This is a genomic window from Streptomyces sp. NPDC085481 (genome assembly GCF_044541845.1).
Lineage (GTDB): Bacteria > Actinomycetota > Actinomycetes > Streptomycetales > Streptomycetaceae > Streptomyces.
Map to the genome: position 1 here is coordinate 194019 of NZ_JBITTJ010000005.1, position 17277 is coordinate 211295.

Genomic DNA, 17277 nt, shown 5'->3' on the forward strand with positions numbered 1-17277 from the left:
CGATCTTTCCGCGAGGCCTCAGCGAGCCGACGGTGCGGTCCAACGGTCAAGGACGACTGGAAGGAGCGAGGAGCGTGAATGCATACGCGCCCATCCTCGTGCTCGGTGCCCTGGGTGCGGGGTTTGCGATCTTCTCCGTGGTCATGGCCACGCTAATCGGGCCAAAGCGGTACAACAGGGCGAAACTCGAGGCGTACGAGTGCGGCATCGAGCCCACCCCTACGCCTGCCGGAGGCGGCCGCTTCCCGATCAAGTACTACCTGACGGCGATGCTCTTCATCGTCTTCGACATCGAGATCGTCTTCCTCTACCCCTGGGCCGTCACCTTCGACGCCCTGGGGCTTTTCGGGCTCGTGGAGATGCTGCTCTTCGTGCTCACCGTCTTCGTCGCCTACGCCTACGTGTGGCGGCGCGGCGGCCTGGAATGGGACTGAGGGGCTGAGGAGCACCCATGGGACTCGAAGAGAAGCTGCCCAGCGGATTTCTGCTGACCACCGTCGAACAGGCCGCGGGCTGGGTCAGGAAGGCGTCCGTCTTCCCGGCCACCTTCGGCCTCGCCTGCTGCGCCATCGAGATGATGACGACCGGCGCCGGCCGCTACGACCTGGCCCGGTTCGGCATGGAGGTCTTCCGGGGCTCCCCGCGCCAGGCCGATCTGATGATCGTGGCGGGCCGGGTCAGCCAGAAGATGGCGCCCGTTCTGCGGCAGGTCTACGACCAGATGCCGAACCCCAAGTGGGTCATCTCCATGGGGGTTTGCGCGTCTTCGGGCGGAATGTTCAATAACTACGCGATTGTGCAGGGCGTCGACCACATCGTGCCGGTCGACATCTATTTGCCGGGTTGCCCGCCGCGCCCGGAGATGCTGATGGACGCGATCCTCAAGCTCCACCAGAAGATCCAGACCTCCAAGCTCGGCGTGAACGCCGAGGAAGCCGCCCGCGAGGCGGAGGAGGCGGCGCTCAAGGCCCTCCCGACGATCGAGCTGAAGGGTCTGCTCCGGTGAGCGACGAGACACCCAACCCCGAGAAGGAACTGAGCGAGCAGAACCTGCCGGGCCAGCGCGGGGAGCACGGCGAGGAGGTCCGCGTCCAGCGCGGCATGTTCGGCGCCGACGACGGCGGCGACACCTCCGGGTACGGCGGCCTCGTCCGCTCCGTACGCCTCCCGGGGGAGGCCACCCGCCCCTACGGCGGCTGGTTCGACGAGGTCGCCGACGAACTCGAGGGCGCCCTGGAGGAACAGGGCCTGGTCCCCGGGAACGCGATCGCCAGGACGGTCGTCGACCGCGGCGAGCTCACCTTCCACATCGAGCGCGAACACCTCGTCCGGGTCGCCCGCACGCTGCGCGACGACCCCGCCCTGCGCTTCGAACTCTGTACGGGCGTCTCCGGCGTCCACTACCCGGGCGACAAGGGCCGCGAGCTGCACGCCGTCTACCACCTGCGCTCGCTCACCCACGGCCGGCTGCTCCGCCTGGAGGTCTCGGCGCCCGACGCCGACCCGCGCATCCCGTCGCTCGTGCCGGTCTACCCGACCAACGACTGGCACGAGCGCGAGACGTACGACTTCTTCGGCATCGTCTTCGACGGGCACCCCGCCCTCACCCGGATCATGATGCCGGACGACTGGCAGGGCCACCCGCAGCGCAAGGACTACCCCCTCGGCGGCATCGCCGTCGAGTACAAGGGCGCCCAGATCCCGGCTCCGGACCAGCGGAGGTCGTACAGCTGATGAGCACCGAACCCGCCTCCCCCCGGGAGACCACCGAAGGCACCGTCTACACGGTCACCGGCGGCGACTGGGACGAGGTCGTCCAGTCCGCCGCCAGGGCCGACGACGAGCGCATCGTCGTCAACATGGGCCCCCAGCACCCGTCCACCCACGGCGTGCTCCGCCTGATCCTGGAGATCGACGGCGAGACCGTCACCGAGGCCCGCTGCGGCATCGGCTACCTCCACACCGGCATCGAGAAGAACCTCGAGTACCGGACCTGGACGCAGGGCACCACCTTCGTCACGCGCATGGACTACCTCACCTCGTTCTACAACGAGACGGCGTACTGCCTCGGCGTGGAGAAGCTGCTCGGCATCACCGACCAGATCCCGGCGCGCGCCGACGTCATCCGGGTGCTCCTCATGGAACTCAACCGGCTCTCCTCGCACCTGGTGGCCATCGCCACCGGCGGCATGGAGCTCGGCGCCACCACGATCATGATCTACGGCTTCCGGGACCGCGAGCTGATCCTGGACCTGTACGAGCTGATCACCGGCCTGCGCATGAACCACGCGTTCATCCGCCCCGGCGGCCTCGCCCAGGACCTCCCGCCCGGCGCCGTCGACGCCGTACGCGAGTTCGTGAAGACCATGAAGAAGAACCTGCCGGAGTACGACAAGCTCGCCACCGGCAACCCCATCTTCAAGGCCCGCATGCAGGACGTCGGCTACCTCGACCTCACCGGCTGCATGGCGCTCGGCGCCACCGGACCGATCCTGCGCTCCGCGGGCCTCCCGCACGACCTGCGCAAGACCGACCCGTACTGCGGCTACGAGGACTACGAGTTCGAGGTCCCCACCGCCGACAGCTGCGACGCCTACGGCCGCTTCCTCGTCCGCCTTGAGGAGATGCGCCAGTCGCTGCGGATCGTCGAGCAGTGCCTGGACCGGCTGGAGCCGGGACCGGTCATGGTCGGCGACAAGAAGATCGCCTGGCCCGCCCAGCTCGCCCTCGGCCCCGACGGCCTCGGCAACTCCCTCGACCACATCAAGAAGATCATGGGCACCTCCATGGAGGCCCTGATCCACCACTTCAAGCTGGTCACCGAGGGCTTCCGGGTCCCCGCCGGACAGGCCTACGCGGCCGTCGAGTCCCCCAAGGGCGAACTCGGCGTGCACGTCGTCTCCGACGGCGGCACCCGCCCCTACCGGGTCCACTTCCGCGACCCGTCCTTCACCAACCTCCAGGCCATGGCCGCGATGTGCGAAGGCGGCCAGGTCGCCGACGTCATCGTCGCCGTCGCGTCCATCGACCCCGTGATGGGAGGCGTCGACCGATGACCGACGGACAGACCAGTCTCGGGATGCCCCAGCTGCCCGCCCCCGACTACCCGGCCGAGGTCCGCGCCCGGTTGGAGGAGGACGCGAAGGCGATCATCGCGCGCTACCCGGGGTCCCGCTCCGCGCTCCTGCCGATGCTGCACCTCGTGCAGTCGGAGGAGGGCCACGTCACCCGTACGGGCATGCGCTTCTGCGCCGACCTGCTCGGCCTCACCACGGCCGAGGTCACCGCCGTCGCCACCTTCTACTCCATGTACCGCCGCAGGCCGTCGGGCGACTACCAGGTCGGCGTCTGCACCAACACCCTGTGCGCGGTCATGGGCGGCGACGCCATCTTCGAGGAGCTCAAGGAGCACCTCGGCGTCGCCAACGAGGGGACCACCGAGGACGGCAAGGTCACGCTCGAACACATCGAGTGCAACGCGGCCTGCGACTTCGCGCCCGTCGTGATGGTCAACTGGGAGTTCTTCGACAACCAGACGCCCGAGTCGGCCCGCCGGCTCGTCGACGACCTGCGGGCCGGCCGCCCCGTCGCACCCACCCGCGGCGCGCCGCTGTGCACCTTCAAGGAGACCGCCCGCATCCTGGCCGGCTTCCCCGACGAGCGCGAGGGGGCCGTCGAGGCCACCGGAGGGGCCGGCCCGGCCTCGCTCGTCGGGCTGCGACTGGCCAAGGGCGAAGCCCCGCACCACAAGATCGTCCACCCGCGCGGCGAATCGGCCAGTGGGGAGGGGGAGTGATGACCTTGGCAGCCGAGATCAACAACAGCAGCCCCGAGAAGCTGCTCTCACCCGTCCTGTCGGCCTTCTGGGACCAGCCCGAATCCTGGACCCTGGAGACCTACCGGCGGCACGAGGGCTACGAGGGCCTGCGCAAGGCGCTCGCGATGAGCCCAGACGACCTCATCGCCTACGTGAAGGACTCGGGCCTCCGCGGTCGCGGCGGCGCCGGCTTCCCCACCGGAATGAAGTGGCAGTTCATCCCGCAGGGTGACGGAAAGCCGCACTACCTCGTCGTCAACGCCGACGAGTCCGAGCCCGGCACCTGCAAGGACATCCCGCTCCTCTTCGCCAACCCGCACTCGCTCATCGAAGGCATCGTGATCGCCTGCTACGCGATCCGCTCGAACCACGCCTTCATCTACCTGCGCGGCGAGGTCGTCCCGGTGCTCCGCCGGCTCCACGAGGCCGTGCGGGAGGCCTACGAGGCCGGCTACCTCGGCAAGGACGTCCTCGGCAGCGGACTCGACCTCGAACTCACCGTGCACGCCGGCGCCGGCGCGTACATCTGCGGCGAGGAGACCGCGCTGCTCGACTCGCTCGAAGGGCGCCGCGGCCAGCCCCGGCTCCGGCCGCCCTTCCCCGCGGTCGCCGGTCTGTACGCCTGCCCCACCGTCGTGAACAACGTCGAGTCCATCGCCTCGGTTCCCGCGATCCTGAACAAGGGCAAGGACTGGTTCACGTCCATGGGGACGGAGAAGTCCCCCGGCTTCACGCTCTACTCGCTGAGCGGCCACGTCGCGTCGCCCGGCCAGTACGAGGCCCCGCTCGGCATCACCCTGCGCCAGCTCCTCGACATGAGCGGCGGGATGCGGCCCGGCCACCGGCTCAAGTTCTGGACCCCGGGCGGCTCCTCCACCCCGATGTTCACCGACGAGCACCTCGACGTCCCGCTCGACTACGAAGGCGTCGGCGCCGCCGGATCCATGCTCGGCACCAAGGCGCTGCAGTGCTTCGACGAGACCACCTGTGTCGTCCGGGCCGTCACCCGCTGGACGGAGTTCTACGCCCACGAGTCCTGCGGCAAGTGCACCCCCTGCCGCGAGGGCACCTACTGGCTCGTCCAGCTGCTCCGTGACATCGAGGCCGGCAAGGGCGTCATGTCCGACCTCGACAAGCTGAACGACATCGCCGACAACATCAACGGCAAGTCCTTCTGCGCCCTCGGCGACGGCGCCGCCTCGCCGATCTTCTCCTCGCTGAAGTACTTCCGCGCGGAGTACGAGCAGCACATCACGGGCAAGGGCTGCCCCTTCGACCCCGCCAAGTCGACCGCCTGGGCGGACAAGCACCGGGAGGTGAACGCATGACAGTCACCACGTCTGCCTCCTCGGGAGGCGGGAGCGCGGCGGTTCCCCCGGAGGACCTCGTCACGCTGACCATCGACGGCGCCGAGATCTCCGTCCCCAAGGGGACCCTGGTGATCCGCGCCGCCGAACAGCTCGGCATCGAGATCCCCCGCTTCTGCGACCACCCCCTCCTCGACCCGGCCGGCGCCTGCCGCCAGTGCATCGTCGAGGTCGAGGGCCAGCGCAAGCCGATGGCGTCCTGCACCATCACCTGCACCGACGGCATGGTGGTCAGGTCCCAACTGACCTCGCCGGTCGCCGAGAAGGCCCAGCACGGCGTGATGGAGCTGCTGCTCATCAACCACCCGCTGGACTGCCCCGTCTGCGACAAGGGCGGCGAGTGCCCGCTGCAGAACCAGGCCATGTCCCACGGGCAGGCCGAGTCCCGCTTCGAGGGCAGGAAGCGCACGTACGAGAAGCCGGTCGCCATCTCCACCCAGGTGCTGCTCGACCGCGAGCGGTGCGTGCTCTGCGCGCGCTGCACCCGCTTCTCCAACCAGGTCGCCGGCGACCCGATGATCGAGCTGCTCGAGCGCGGCGCGCTGCAGCAGGTCGGCACCGGCGAGGGCGACCCCTTCGAGTCCTACTTCTCCGGCAACACCATCCAGATCTGCCCGGTCGGCGCGCTGACCTCGGCCGCCTACCGCTTCCGCTCGCGGCCCTTCGACCTCGTGTCGTCGCCGAGCGTCTGCGAGCACTGCGCCGGCGGCTGCGCGACCCGCACCGACCACCGGCGCGGCAAGGTCCTGCGGAAACTGGCCGCCGAGGACCCCGAGGTCAACGAGGAGTGGATCTGCGACAAGGGGCGGTTCGCGTTCCGGTACGCGCAGCAGCGTGACCGGCTCACCACCCCGCTCGTGCGGAACGCCGAGACCGGTTCGCTGGAGGCGGCCTCCTGGCCGGAGGCTCTGGAGGCGGCGGCCCGCGGGCTCGTGCGCGGCCGCACCGGCGTCCTGGCCGGCGGCCGGCTGACGGTCGAGGACTCCTACGCGTACGCCAAGTTCGCCCGGGTCGCCCTCGACACCAACGACGTCGACTTCCGGGCCCGCGTCCACTCCGGCGAGGAGGCCGACTTCCTGGCCTCCGTCGTCGCCGGGCGGGGCCGCGACCTGGACCGCTCGGGGGTCACGTACACCTCGCTGGAGGCGGCGCCCGCCGTGCTCCTCGTCGGTCTGGAGTCCGAGGAGGAGGCGCCCGGCGTCTTCCTGCGGCTGCGCAAGGCCTGGCGGAAGAAGGGGCAGCGGACGTTCGCGGTCGCCTCGTACGCCACCCGAGGCCTGGAGAAGGCCGGCGGCACCCTGCTCGCCGCCGCGCCCGGCACCGAGACCGAGTGGCTCGACGCGCTCACCTCCCGCACCGGGCTCTCGGCCGACGGCCTCGCCGCCGCCGAGGCACTGCGCCAGGACGGGGCCGTCATCGCCGTCGGCGAGCGGCTCGCCGGAGTGCCCGGCGCGCTGACCGCCGCCGTACGGGCCGCCACGGCCACCGGCGCGCGGCTGGTGTGGATCCCGCGCCGGGCCGGTGAGCGCGGCGCCGTCGAGGCCGGCGCCATCCCGGCGCTGCTGCCCGGCGGGCGGCCCGCGACCGACCCGCGCGCGCGGGAGGAGGTCGCCGCCGTCTGGGGCGTCCGCGAACTCCCGCACCGCTACGGCCGCGACACCGGCCAGATCGTCGAGGCCGCCGCCACCGGCGAACTCGCCGCGCTGCTCGTCGGCGGAGTGGACGTCGACGACCTGCCCGACCCGGCGCGCGCCCGCGAGGCCCTCGACGCGGCCTTCGTCGTCTCCCTGGAGCTGCGCCCCGGCGCGGTCACCCAGCGCGCCGACGTCGTCCTGCCGGTCGCCGCGGTCGCCGAGAAGGCCGGCACCTTCCTCAACTGGGAGGGCAGGGCCCGCCTCTTCGAGGCCGCGCTCAAGCCCGAGCAGATGACCAGGGCGCTGTCGCCCACGGACGCCCGCGTCCTGCACATGCTGGCCGACGCCCTCGACGCCCACCTGGGCCTGCCCGACCTGCGGTCCGTACGGCGCGAGCTGGACCGGCTCGGAGGCTGGAGCGGCGAGCGGGCCACCGAGCCGGCCGAGCCCGGCCAGGCCGCGGCCCGCCCGGGCGAGGGCGAGGCCGTACTCGCCGGACACCGGCTGCTGCTCGACCTCGGCCGACTCCAGGAGGGCGACACGGCCCTGGCCGGCACCCGGCACGCCGCCGTCGCCCGGCTGTCCGCCGCCACCGCCGCCGACACGGGCGTCAAGGACGGCGACACCCTCGAAGTCACCGGCCCCGGCGGCTCGGTCACCTTCCCGCTGGCCGTCACCGAGATGCCCGACCGGGTGGTCTGGCTCCCGCTGAACTCCACCGGCCACGGCGTCCTGTCCGACACCGGCGCCCACCCCGGCGACCTGGTCCGCATCGGCCCGGCCACCCCGACGGAGGTCACGGCATGAACACCCTGCTCGCCGCCGAGGACCTGTCCCTGTTCGGGCGCGACCCCTGGTGGCTCGTCGCGATCAAGGCGGTCTTCTGCTTCGCCTTCCTCATGGTGACGGTGCTCTTCTCCATCGTGTGGGAGCGCAAGGTCGTCGCCTGGATGCAGCTGCGCGTCGGACCCAACCGGCACGGACCCTGGGGCCTGCTCCAGTCGCTCGCCGACGGCATCAAGCTGATGCTGAAGGAGGACGTGATCGTCCGCCGGGCCGACAAGGTCGTCTACGTCCTCGCGCCGATCATCGCCGCCATCCCCGCGTTCATGGCCATCGCCGTGATCCCGTTCGGACCGGCCGGCAACGAGGTCTCGATCTTCGGCCAGCGCACCACGATGCAGCTCACCGACCTGCCGATCGCGATGCTGTACGTCCTCGCGATCGCCTCCGTCGGCATCTACGGCATCGTCCTCGCCGGCTGGTCCTCCGGTTCGACGTACCCGCTGCTCGGCGGACTGCGGTCCTGCGCGCAGATGATCTCCTACGAGATCGCCATGGGCGCCGCGTTCGCCTCCGTCTTCCTCTACTCCGGGTCGATGTCGACCTCGGCGATCGTGGAGGCGCAGGCCGACCGCTGGTACATCGTGCTGCTCCCGGTCTCCTTCATCATCTACGTCATCACGATGGTGGGCGAGACCAACCGCGCCCCCTTCGACATGCCGGAGTCCGAGGGCGACCTGGTCGGCGGCTTCAACACCGAGTACTCCTCCATCAAGTTCGCGATGTTCATGCTCGCCGAGTACGTGAACATGGTGACCGTCTCGGCCGTCTCCGCGACCCTGTTCCTCGGCGGCTGGCGCGCCCCCTGGCCGATCTCCGGCTTCTGGGAGGGCGCCAACCACGGCTGGTGGCCGATGCTGTGGTTCGTCCTCAAGGTCCAGCTGCTGCTCTTCTTCTTCATCTGGCTGCGCGGCACGCTGCCCCGCGTCCGCTACGACCAGCTGATGAAGCTCGGCTGGAAGGTGCTCATCCCGGTCTCCGTGGTCTGGCTGATGCTGGTCGCCACCGTCCGGGCCCTGCGCAACGAGAACTACGAGTTCCAGACGATCGTGCTGTACGTCGCCGGGGCCGTCCTCGCGGTGCTGCTGCTCTCCTTCGTCGCCGACCTGTTCCGCGACAGGAAGGCGAAGGGGCAGGCGCCTGGGGCCGAGGAGACCCGCGCGTTCGACCCGATGGCCGGCGGCTTCCCCGTACCGCCCAAGCCGGGACAGTCCCTGCCGCCCGTACCGCGGCGTCGGCCCCGCCACGAGCGGGAGCTGATTGTCAGTGGTGGCCCCGATACTGCTACTGAGAGTGATGGAAAGGAGACGGACGGTGTCTGATTTCCAGAATCCGGTGGCCGGCTTCGGCGTGACCTTCAAGGCCATGTTCAAGAAGCGGCTGACCGAGCAGTACCCGGAGCAGCAGAAGACGACGGCGCCGCGCTTCCACGGCCGGCACCAGCTCAACCGTCACCCCGACGGTCTGGAGAAGTGCGTCGGCTGCGAACTGTGCGCCTGGGCCTGCCCCGCCGACGCCATCTACGTGGAGGGCGCCGACAACACCGACGAGGAGCGCTACTCCCCGGGCGAGCGGTACGGCGTCGTCTACCAGATCAACTACGCCCGCTGCATCCTGTGCGGCCTGTGCATCGAGGCGTGCCCCACGCGGGCGCTGACGATGACCAACGAGTTCGAACTGGCCGACTCCTCCCGCGAGAACCTGATCTACACCAAGGAGCAGCTGCTCGCGGGCCTCGAAGAGGGCATGGTCGACTCGCCGCACGCCATCTACCCGGGCATGGACGAGCAGGACTACTACCGCGGCCTGGTCACCGAGGCCGCGCCCGGCACCGTCCAGCAGGCCGCCGTCTCCAAGGGGGAGAAGGGCGAGCCGGAAGAGGTGGACGCATGAGCGCGGACCTCGCGGCGAACACCCTTGCCGCGTACGCCACCTCGACCGGCGAGGCCTTCCAGTTCTGGGTGCTCGGCACCGTCGCCGTCATCGGCGCGCTGTGCACGATCCTCATGCGGAAGGCCGTCCACTCGGCGCTCTGCCTCGCCGGCACCATGATCGTCCTGGCGGTCTTCTACCTCGCCAACGGCGCGTACTTCCTCGGCATCGTCCAGATCGTCGTCTACACCGGCGCGATCATGATGCTGTTCCTCTTCGTCGTCATGCTCGTCGGTGTCACCGCGGCGGACTCGCTGAAGGAGACCATCAAGGGACAGCGCTGGTGGGCCGCCACCTGCGGCCTCGGCTTCGGCATCCTGCTCGTCGCCGGCCTCGGCCACGCCTCCCTGACCGAGTTCAACGGTCTCGGCACCGCCAACACGGCGTCCGGCGGGAACGTGGAGGGCCTGGCCGCCCTCCTCTTCACCAAGTACGTCTTCGCCTTCGAGCTCACCGGCGCCCTGCTCATCACCGCGGCCGTCGGCGCCATGGTGCTCACCCACCGCGAGCGCACCGAGAAGGCCCGCACCCAGCGCGAGCTCTCCGAGCAGCGCGTACGGGAAGGCAAGCACCTGCCGCCGCTGCCCGCGCCCGGCGTCTACGCCCGGCACAACGCGGTGGACATCGCCGGCCTGCTGCCCGACGGCACTCCCGCCGAGCTCACCGTGATGCAGACCCTGCGCAAGCGCGGCCAGATCCGGGACGTGTCCCACGAGGCGCTCGCCGACCTCAAGGCCCTCGAACAGCGCTCCGAGGACCGCCTCGGCCGGGACCGGGACGAGGTCCGGGACATCCGGGACCGGGACGAAGAGGAGGCCAACCGGTGAATCCCGTCAACTATCTCTATCTCGCCGCCCTGTTGTTCACCATCGGCGCGGCCGGGGTGCTCATCCGGCGCAACGCGATCGTCGTCTTCATGTGCGTCGAGCTGATGCTCAACGCCTGCAACCTCGCGTTCGTCACCTTCTCCCGCATGCACGGCAACCTCGACGGCCAGATCATCGCGTTCTTCACGATGGTCGTCGCCGCCGCGGAGGTCGTCGTCGGACTCGCGATCATCGTGTCCGTCTTCCGTGCCCGTCACTCGGCCTCGGTCGACGACGCCAGCCTGATGAAGCTGTGAGGGGCTGACCGTGGACAACCTCATCGTTCTGCTCATCGCGGCGCCCCTGCTCGGAGCGGCCGTCCTGCTCTGCGGCGGGCGGCGGCTCGACAAGACCGGGCACTGGCTCGGCACGCTGCTCGCCGGCGCCTCGTTCGTCACCGGCCTGGTCCTGTTCGCCGACATGCTCTCCCGGAGCGCCGACGACCGGACCCTGCACCAGCGGCTGTTCAGCTGGATCTCGGTCGAGGGCTTCCAGGCGGACATGGCCTTCCAGCTCGACCAGCTGTCGATGACCTTCGTGCTGCTCATCACCGGCGTCGGCACGCTCATCCACGTGTACTCGATCGGGTACATGGAGCACGACGAGCGCCGCCGCCAATTCTTCGGCTACCTCAACCTGTTCGTCGCGGCGATGCTGCTGCTCGTCCTCGCCGACAACTACCTGCTGCTCTACTTCGGCTGGGAGGGCGTCGGCCTCGCCTCGTACCTCCTGATCGGCTTCTGGCAGCACAAGCCCAGCGCGGCCACCGCCGCCAAGAAGGCCTTCCTGGTCAACCGGGTCGGCGACATGGGCCTGTCCATCGCGATCATGCTGATGTTCACCACCTTCGGGACCTTCGCCTTCGGGCCCGTCCTGGAGGCGACCGGCGAGGCGAGCGAGGGCAAGCTGACCGCGATCGGTCTGATGCTGCTCCTCGCGGCCTGCGGCAAGTCCGCCCAGGTGCCGCTGCAGTCCTGGCTCGGGGACGCGATGGAGGGCCCGACCCCGGTCTCGGCCCTCATCCACGCCGCCACCATGGTCACCGCCGGCGTCTACCTGATCGTCCGCTCCGCCGACATCTTCAACGCCGCCCCCGACGCGCAGCTCGTCGTCACCGTCGTCGGCGCCGTCACGCTCCTCTTCGGTGCGATCGTCGGTTGCGCGAAGGACGACATCAAGAAGGCGCTCGCCGGCTCGACGATGTCGCAGATCGGCTACATGATCCTGGCCGCCGGCCTCGGCCCCATCGGCTACGTCTTCGCGATCATGCACCTGGTGACCCACGGCTTCTTCAAGGCCGGGCTCTTCCTCGGCGCCGGTTCGGTCATGCACGGCATGAACGACGAGGTCGACATGCGGAAGTACGGCGGCCTGCGGAAGTACCTGCCGGTCACCTTCGTCACCTTCGGCCTCGGCTACCTCGCGATCATCGGCTTCCCCGGCCTGTCCGGCTTCTTCTCCAAGGACAGGATCATCGAGGCGGCCTTCGCCAAGGGCGGCACCGAGGGCTGGATCCTCGGCGCGGTCACCCTGCTCGGCGCGGCCATCACCGCGTACTACATGACCCGCGTGATGCTCATGACCTTCTTCGGCGAGAAGCGCTGGCAGACCGACGAGCGGGGCGAGCTTCCGCACCCGCACGAGTCGCCGAGGACCATGACGATCCCGATGGTCCTGCTCGCCTTCGGCTCGGTCTTCGCCGGCGGCCTCTTCGGCATCGGCGACCGGTTCCTGAAGTGGCTTGAGCCCGTCACCGGGTTCGAGCACGGGCACCCGCCGATCGGCGCCGGGGCGATCACCGCCGCCACCGTCGCCGTCATGCTCCTCGGTGTCGGCCTCGCCTACCTCCAGTACGGGCGCCGGCCGGTGCCGGTCACCGCCCCGCGCGGCTCGCTGCTCACCCGGGCCGCCCGCCGCGACCTGCTCCAGGACGACTTCAACCACGTCGTATTCGTCCGGGGCGGCACGCATCTGACCCGCTCCCTCGTCTACGTCGACCACAGCCTCGTCGACGGGGTGGTCAACGGCACCGCGGCCTCCGTCGGCGGGCTCTCCGGCCGGCTGCGCAAGCTCCAGAACGGCTACGCCCGGACGTACGCGGTCTCCATGTTCGGAGGTACGGCGGTGCTCATCGCCGCGACCCTGCTGATGAGGGCGGTGTAACTGTCATGTCCTTCCCGCTCCTTACGGTGACGGCAGCGGTTCCGGCGGTCGGTGCGATCCTCACCGCCGCCGTGCCCGCGGCCCGCCGGACCGCCGCCAAGTGGCTCGCGCTGCTGGTCTCGCTGGCCACCCTCGCACTCGCCGCCGTCGTCTTCGTACGGTTCGAGCCCGGCGGCCCGCGCTATCAGCTCACCGAGTCCCACTCCTGGATCAAGGACTTCGGCGTCCGCTACGAACTCGGCGTGGACGGCATCGGGGTGGCGCTCATCGCGCTCACCGCGCTGCTCATCCCCTTCATCGTCCTCGCCGGCTGGCACGACGCCGACCCTCTGGAGACCTCCTCCAAGCGCTGGCGGCCCACCCAGGGCTTCTTCGCGCTGATCCTCATGGTCGAGGCGATGGTGATCCTCTCCTTCGAGGCCACCGACGTCTTCCTCTTCTACATCCTGTTCGAAGCCATGCTCATCCCGATGTACTTCCTCATCGGCGGCTTCGGCGACCGCGCCCACACCGGCTCGGACGAGAACGCGGCCGCCCAGCGCTCGTACGCGGCGGTCAAGTTCCTGCTCTACAACCTGGTCGGCGGCCTCATCATGCTGGCCGCGGTCATCGGCCTCTACGTCGTCGCCGGCAACTTCTCGCTCACCGAGATCGCCGAGGCGCGGGCGAGCGGCCAGCTGGAGATGGCGACCAGCACCGAACGGCTGCTCTTCCTCGGCTTCTTCTTCGCCTTCGCGGTGAAGGCGCCGCTGTGGCCGCTGCACACCTGGCTGCCGAACGCGATGGGCGAGGCCACCGCCCCGGTCGCCGTCCTCATCACCGCCGTCGTCGACAAGGTCGGCACCTTCGCGATGCTCCGCTTCTGCCTCGGACTGTTCCCGGAGGCGTCGAAGTGGGCCACCCCGGTGATCGTCGCCCTCGCGCTCATCAGCATCGTCTACGGGGCGCTGCTCGCCGTCGGCCAGCGCGACATCAAGCGCCTGGTCGCCTACGCGTCGATCTCCCACTTCGGCTTCATCATCATGGGCATCTTCGCGATGACCAGCCAGGGCCAGTCCGGCGCCACGCTCTACATGGTCAACCACGGGATCTCGACGGCCGCGCTGATGCTGGTCGCCGGCTTCCTGATCTCCCGGCGCGGCTCGCGGCTCATCGCCGACTACGGCGGTGTGCAGAAGGTCGCCCCGGTGCTCGCCGGCACCTTCCTGATCGGCGGTCTCGCCACCCTGTCACTGCCCGGACTCGCCCCGTTCGTCAGCGAGTTCCTGGTCCTGGTCGGCACGTACGCCCGCTACCCGGTGGCCGGCATCATCGCCACCACGGGCATCGTCCTCGCCGCGCTCTACGTCCTGGTCCTCTACCAGCGGACGATGACGGGCCCGGTGAAGGAGGAGGTGCGCAGGCTCCCCGACCTGCGGGCGCGTGAACTCGCGGTGGTGGCCCCGCTGATCGCGGTGCTGATCTTCCTCGGAGTCTTCCCGAAGCCGCTGACGGACGTCGTCAACCCGGCGGTCCAGCACACCCTGTCCGATGTCCAGCAGAAGGACCCGAGCCCCGAAGTGGAGGCGGCCAAGTGAGCGCGTCAGCCGTCGCACCCGCTGTCCACACCCTGTGGACGACGGCCGCCGATCCGATCAACAAGATCCCGGCACCCCACATCGAGTACACCCAGCTCTCGCCCGTGCTCATCGTCGTCGGCGCGGCCGTCCTGAGCGTCCTCGTCGAGGCCTTCGTACCGCGCAGGGGACGTCACTACACCCAGGTGTTCCTCAGCGTCCTGGCCCTCGCCGCCGCCTTCGCCGCGGTCGTCGGCCTCGCCGCCGGCGGCTACGGCTCCACCAAGGCCCACATCGCGGCCATGGGCGCCATCGCCGTCGACGGGCCCGCCCTGTTCCTCCAGGGCACGATCCTGCTCGCCTCGATCGTGGCCGTCTTCACCTTCGCCGAGCGCAGGCTCGACCCGGCCGACCACGGCCACAAGGTCGACTCCTTCGCCGCCGAGGCCGCCGCCGTCCCCGGCAGCGAGCAGGAGAAGGCGGCCGTCAAGGCCGGCTTCACCACCACCGAGGTCTTCCCCCTCGCCCTGTTCGCCGTCTCCGGCATGCTGGTCTTCCCGGCCGCCAACGACCTCCTGACGCTCTTCGTCGCCCTGGAGGTCTTCTCGCTGCCGCTCTACCTGCTCTGCGCGGTCGCCCGCCGCAAGCGCCTCCTCTCACAGGAGGCCGCGGTCAAGTACTTCCTGCTCGGCGCCTTCTCCTCGGCTTTCCTGCTCTTCGGGATCGCCCTGCTCTACGGATACGCGGGCTCCGTCTCGTACGCGGCGATCGCCGACGTCGTCGACGGCGACGTCTCCCAGATCGACCCCGCGCTCGCCGACACCATGGGCAACGACGTGCTGCTGCTCATCGGCTTCGCCATGGTCCTGATGGGCCTGCTGTTCAAGGTCGGCGCCGTGCCGTTCCACATGTGGACCCCGGACGTCTACCAGGGCGCTCCGACCCCCGTCACCGGCTTCATGGCCGCAGCGACGAAGGTCGCCGCGTTCGGCGCGATGCTGCGCCTGCTGTACGTGGTGCTGCCGGGCCTCACCTGGGACTGGCGGCCGGTCATGTGGGCCGTCGCCATCGTCACCATGCTGGGCGGCGCGATCGTCGCGATCACCCAGACCGACATCAAGCGGCTGCTCGCCTACTCCTCGATCGCCCACGCCGGGTTCATCCTGGCCGGTGTCATCGCGGCCACCCCCAGCGGCGTCTCTTCCGTGCTCTTCTACCTGGGCGCCTACTCCTTCGTGACGATCGGCGCCTTCGCCGTGGTCACGCTGGTGCGGGACGCGGGCGGCGAGGCCACCCACCTGTCCAAGTGGGCCGGTCTCGGCCGCCGTTCACCCCTGGTCGCGGCCGTCTTCGCGGTGTTCCTGCTCGCCTTCGCCGGCATTCCGCTGACCTCCGGCTTCTCGGGGAAGTTCGCGGTGTTCAAGGCGGCGGCGGACGGCGGCGCCGGCGCGCTGGTCGTGGTCGGTGTGATCTCGTCGGCGATCGCCGCGTTCTTCTACATCCGGGTGATCGTGCTGATGTTCTTCAGCGAGCCGAAGGCGGACGGCCCCACGGTCGCCGTGCCCTCGGGCCTCACCTCGGTCGCGATCACGGCCGGTGTGGTGGTCACGCTGGTGCTCGGCTTCGCGCCGCAGTACTTCCTGGACCTGGCGAACCAGGCGAGCGTGTTCGTGCGCTAGCCGTCGCCGTCACGGAGGAGGGGCCCGGCACCGCCACATGGCGGGGCCGGGCCCCTTCGCCGTACGGGGACTTCTCAGCCGGCGTTCGGCGCGATCCGGCCGGTGACCTCGCCGAGGGCGACGCGGGTGCCGTCCGGACCCGGGGCCCAGGCGGTCAGGGTGACCTCGTCGCCGTCCTCCAGGAACGTCCGCTTGCCGTCGGTGAGTTCGAGGGCGTCGCGGCCGTTCCAGGTGAGTTCGAGGAGCGAGCCGCGCTGGCCGACCTCCGGGCCGGAGACCGTTCCGGAGCCGTAGAGGTCGCCCGTGCGCAGCGAGGCGCCGTTGACGGTCATGTGGGCGAGCTGCTGGGCCGCCGTCCAGTACATGGTGGCGAACGGCGGCTCGGCCACCACCTCGCCGTTGATCGTGACGGTGATCCGCAGGTCGAAGCCGCCCGGCTCGTCCTCGCCGGAGTCGTCGAGGTACGGCAAGAGCGGGAGGTCCCGGGCGGGCGGGGCGACCCGGGCCGCGTCCAGGGCCTCCAGGGGGGTCACCCAGGCCGAGACGGAGGTCTGGAAGGACTTGCCGAGGAACGGGCCGAGCGGCACGTACTCCCAGGCCTGGACGTCCCGCGCCGACCAGTCGTTGAGCAGCGTCACGCCGAAGACGTGCTCGCGGAAGTCGCCGATCCCGACCGGGCGGCCGAGCTCGGAGGGGGTGCCGACGACGAAGCCGACCTCGGCCTCGATGTCCAGCTTGACCGAGGGGCCGAAGACCGGGGCCGGGTCGGTGGGCGCCTTGCGCTGCCCCGCCGGGCGGACGACGTCCGTGCCCGAGACGACGACGGTGCCGGCGCGACCGTGGTAGCCGATCGGCAGGTGCTTCCAGTTCGGGGTGAGCGCGTCGCCGTCGGGGCGGAAGATCCGGCCGACGTTGGTGGCGTGGTGCTCGCTCGCGTAGAAGTCGACGTAGTCGGCGACCTCGTACGGCAGGTGCAGCGTGACCGCGTCCAGGGGGTGGAGCAGCGGCTCCACGACCGATCGGTGCGCCGGCACGGTCACCCAGCCGGTCAGCGCCCGCCGCACATCGCGCCAGGCGGTGCGGCCGGCCGCGAGCAGCGGGTTCAGGCTCGGCTGGGCGAGCAGCGCCGCGTACGGCGAACCGAGCGCGTGCGCCGCGGCCCCCGCGTCGAGCACATGCCCGCCGATCCGGACGCCGAGCCTGCGCCGCTCGGGCTCGTCGGCGGTGGTGAAGACGCCGTACGGAAGGTTGTGCGGGCCGAAGGGATCGCCCTCGGCCAGATCGAGCGGGCTCTGCTCGGGCATCGGTGCTTGCCTCGCTTTCCAGGTGTGTGGGGGACACGTTACGGGTCCTGCGGCGGGGCGCGGATGACATGTGTCACACAGAAAGTGCGGCCTCCGTGGGCAACTGTCCGGGTTGG

15 protein-coding genes are annotated in these 17277 nt (G+C 70.2%); 14 read left to right on the forward strand and 1 reads right to left on the reverse strand.

What is annotated here, in order from left to right; all coding sequences use genetic code 11:
* Positions 1 to 74: 74 nt before the first annotated feature.
* Genes ACIGEZ_RS13820 through nuoN form a run of 14 tightly spaced genes read left to right on the forward strand, consistent with a single transcriptional unit; the run spans position 75 to position 15857 of the window.
* On the forward strand, positions 75 to 434 hold the full coding sequence (locus tag ACIGEZ_RS13820; RefSeq protein WP_030494815.1) for an NADH-quinone oxidoreductase subunit A: 360 nt from the start codon (positions 75 to 77) through the stop codon (positions 432 to 434).
* 17 nt (positions 435 to 451) lie between these two features.
* Complete coding sequence (locus ACIGEZ_RS13825) at positions 452 to 1006, forward strand: NADH-quinone oxidoreductase subunit B family protein (RefSeq protein WP_318104028.1); 555 nt, start codon at positions 452 to 454, stop codon at positions 1004 to 1006.
* A complete protein-coding gene (locus ACIGEZ_RS13830) occupies positions 1003 to 1734 on the forward strand; it encodes an NADH-quinone oxidoreductase subunit C (protein ID WP_399830131.1) in 732 nt (243 codons plus the stop codon). Before ACIGEZ_RS13825 ends, ACIGEZ_RS13830 begins: the two co-directional genes overlap by 4 nt.
* Positions 1734 to 3056 carry an NADH-quinone oxidoreductase subunit D gene (locus tag ACIGEZ_RS13835; protein ID WP_399830134.1) on the forward strand — a complete coding sequence of 441 codons (1323 nt, stop codon included), beginning with the start codon at positions 1734 to 1736 and terminating at the stop codon, positions 3054 to 3056. Before ACIGEZ_RS13830 ends, ACIGEZ_RS13835 begins: the two co-directional genes overlap by 1 nt.
* Positions 3053 to 3796 (forward strand): NADH-quinone oxidoreductase subunit NuoE, encoded by a 744-nt coding sequence (gene nuoE, locus ACIGEZ_RS13840; RefSeq protein ID WP_399830136.1) that lies wholly within the window; start codon positions 3053 to 3055, stop codon positions 3794 to 3796. The genes ACIGEZ_RS13835 and nuoE overlap by 4 nt, the downstream gene beginning before the upstream one ends.
* Complete coding sequence (gene nuoF / locus ACIGEZ_RS13845; RefSeq protein WP_399830139.1) at positions 3796 to 5145, forward strand: NADH-quinone oxidoreductase subunit NuoF; 1350 nt, start codon at positions 3796 to 3798, stop codon at positions 5143 to 5145. The genes nuoE and nuoF overlap by 1 nt, the downstream gene beginning before the upstream one ends.
* Positions 5142 to 7625 carry an NADH-quinone oxidoreductase subunit G gene (locus tag ACIGEZ_RS13850; protein ID WP_399830141.1) on the forward strand — a complete coding sequence of 828 codons (2484 nt, stop codon included), beginning with the start codon at positions 5142 to 5144 and terminating at the stop codon, positions 7623 to 7625. The genes nuoF and ACIGEZ_RS13850 overlap by 4 nt, the downstream gene beginning before the upstream one ends.
* On the forward strand, positions 7622 to 8983 hold the full coding sequence (gene nuoH, locus ACIGEZ_RS13855; RefSeq protein WP_399830144.1) for an NADH-quinone oxidoreductase subunit NuoH: 1362 nt from the start codon (positions 7622 to 7624) through the stop codon (positions 8981 to 8983). Before ACIGEZ_RS13850 ends, nuoH begins: the two co-directional genes overlap by 4 nt.
* On the forward strand, positions 8958 to 9554 hold the full coding sequence (nuoI, locus tag ACIGEZ_RS13860) for an NADH-quinone oxidoreductase subunit NuoI (protein ID WP_399830147.1): 597 nt from the start codon (positions 8958 to 8960) through the stop codon (positions 9552 to 9554). The genes nuoH and nuoI overlap by 26 nt, the downstream gene beginning before the upstream one ends.
* Complete coding sequence (locus ACIGEZ_RS13865) at positions 9551 to 10420, forward strand: NADH-quinone oxidoreductase subunit J (protein ID WP_399830150.1); 870 nt, start codon at positions 9551 to 9553, stop codon at positions 10418 to 10420. Before nuoI ends, ACIGEZ_RS13865 begins: the two co-directional genes overlap by 4 nt.
* Positions 10417 to 10716, forward strand: a complete 300-nt coding sequence (gene nuoK / locus ACIGEZ_RS13870) for an NADH-quinone oxidoreductase subunit NuoK (RefSeq protein WP_017239464.1) — start codon at positions 10417 to 10419, stop codon at positions 10714 to 10716. Before ACIGEZ_RS13865 ends, nuoK begins: the two co-directional genes overlap by 4 nt.
* A gap of 10 nt (positions 10717 to 10726) precedes the next feature.
* Complete coding sequence (gene nuoL, locus ACIGEZ_RS13875) at positions 10727 to 12622, forward strand: NADH-quinone oxidoreductase subunit L (protein WP_399830153.1); 1896 nt, start codon at positions 10727 to 10729, stop codon at positions 12620 to 12622.
* A gap of 5 nt (positions 12623 to 12627) precedes the next feature.
* Complete coding sequence (locus ACIGEZ_RS13880) at positions 12628 to 14199, forward strand: NADH-quinone oxidoreductase subunit M (protein ID WP_399830156.1); 1572 nt, start codon at positions 12628 to 12630, stop codon at positions 14197 to 14199.
* Positions 14196 to 15857, forward strand: coding sequence for an NADH-quinone oxidoreductase subunit NuoN (gene nuoN, locus ACIGEZ_RS13885; RefSeq protein WP_399830159.1), 1662 nt, complete (start codon positions 14196 to 14198; stop codon positions 15855 to 15857). Before ACIGEZ_RS13880 ends, nuoN begins: the two co-directional genes overlap by 4 nt.
* 74 nt (positions 15858 to 15931) lie before the next feature.
* On the opposite strand, the gene fahA is transcribed toward nuoN, so the two are convergent.
* Positions 15932 to 17161 (reverse strand): fumarylacetoacetase, encoded by a 1230-nt coding sequence (gene fahA, locus ACIGEZ_RS13890; protein ID WP_399830162.1) that lies wholly within the window; start codon positions 17159 to 17161, stop codon positions 15932 to 15934.
* Between the last annotated feature and the right edge of the window lie 116 nt (positions 17162 to 17277).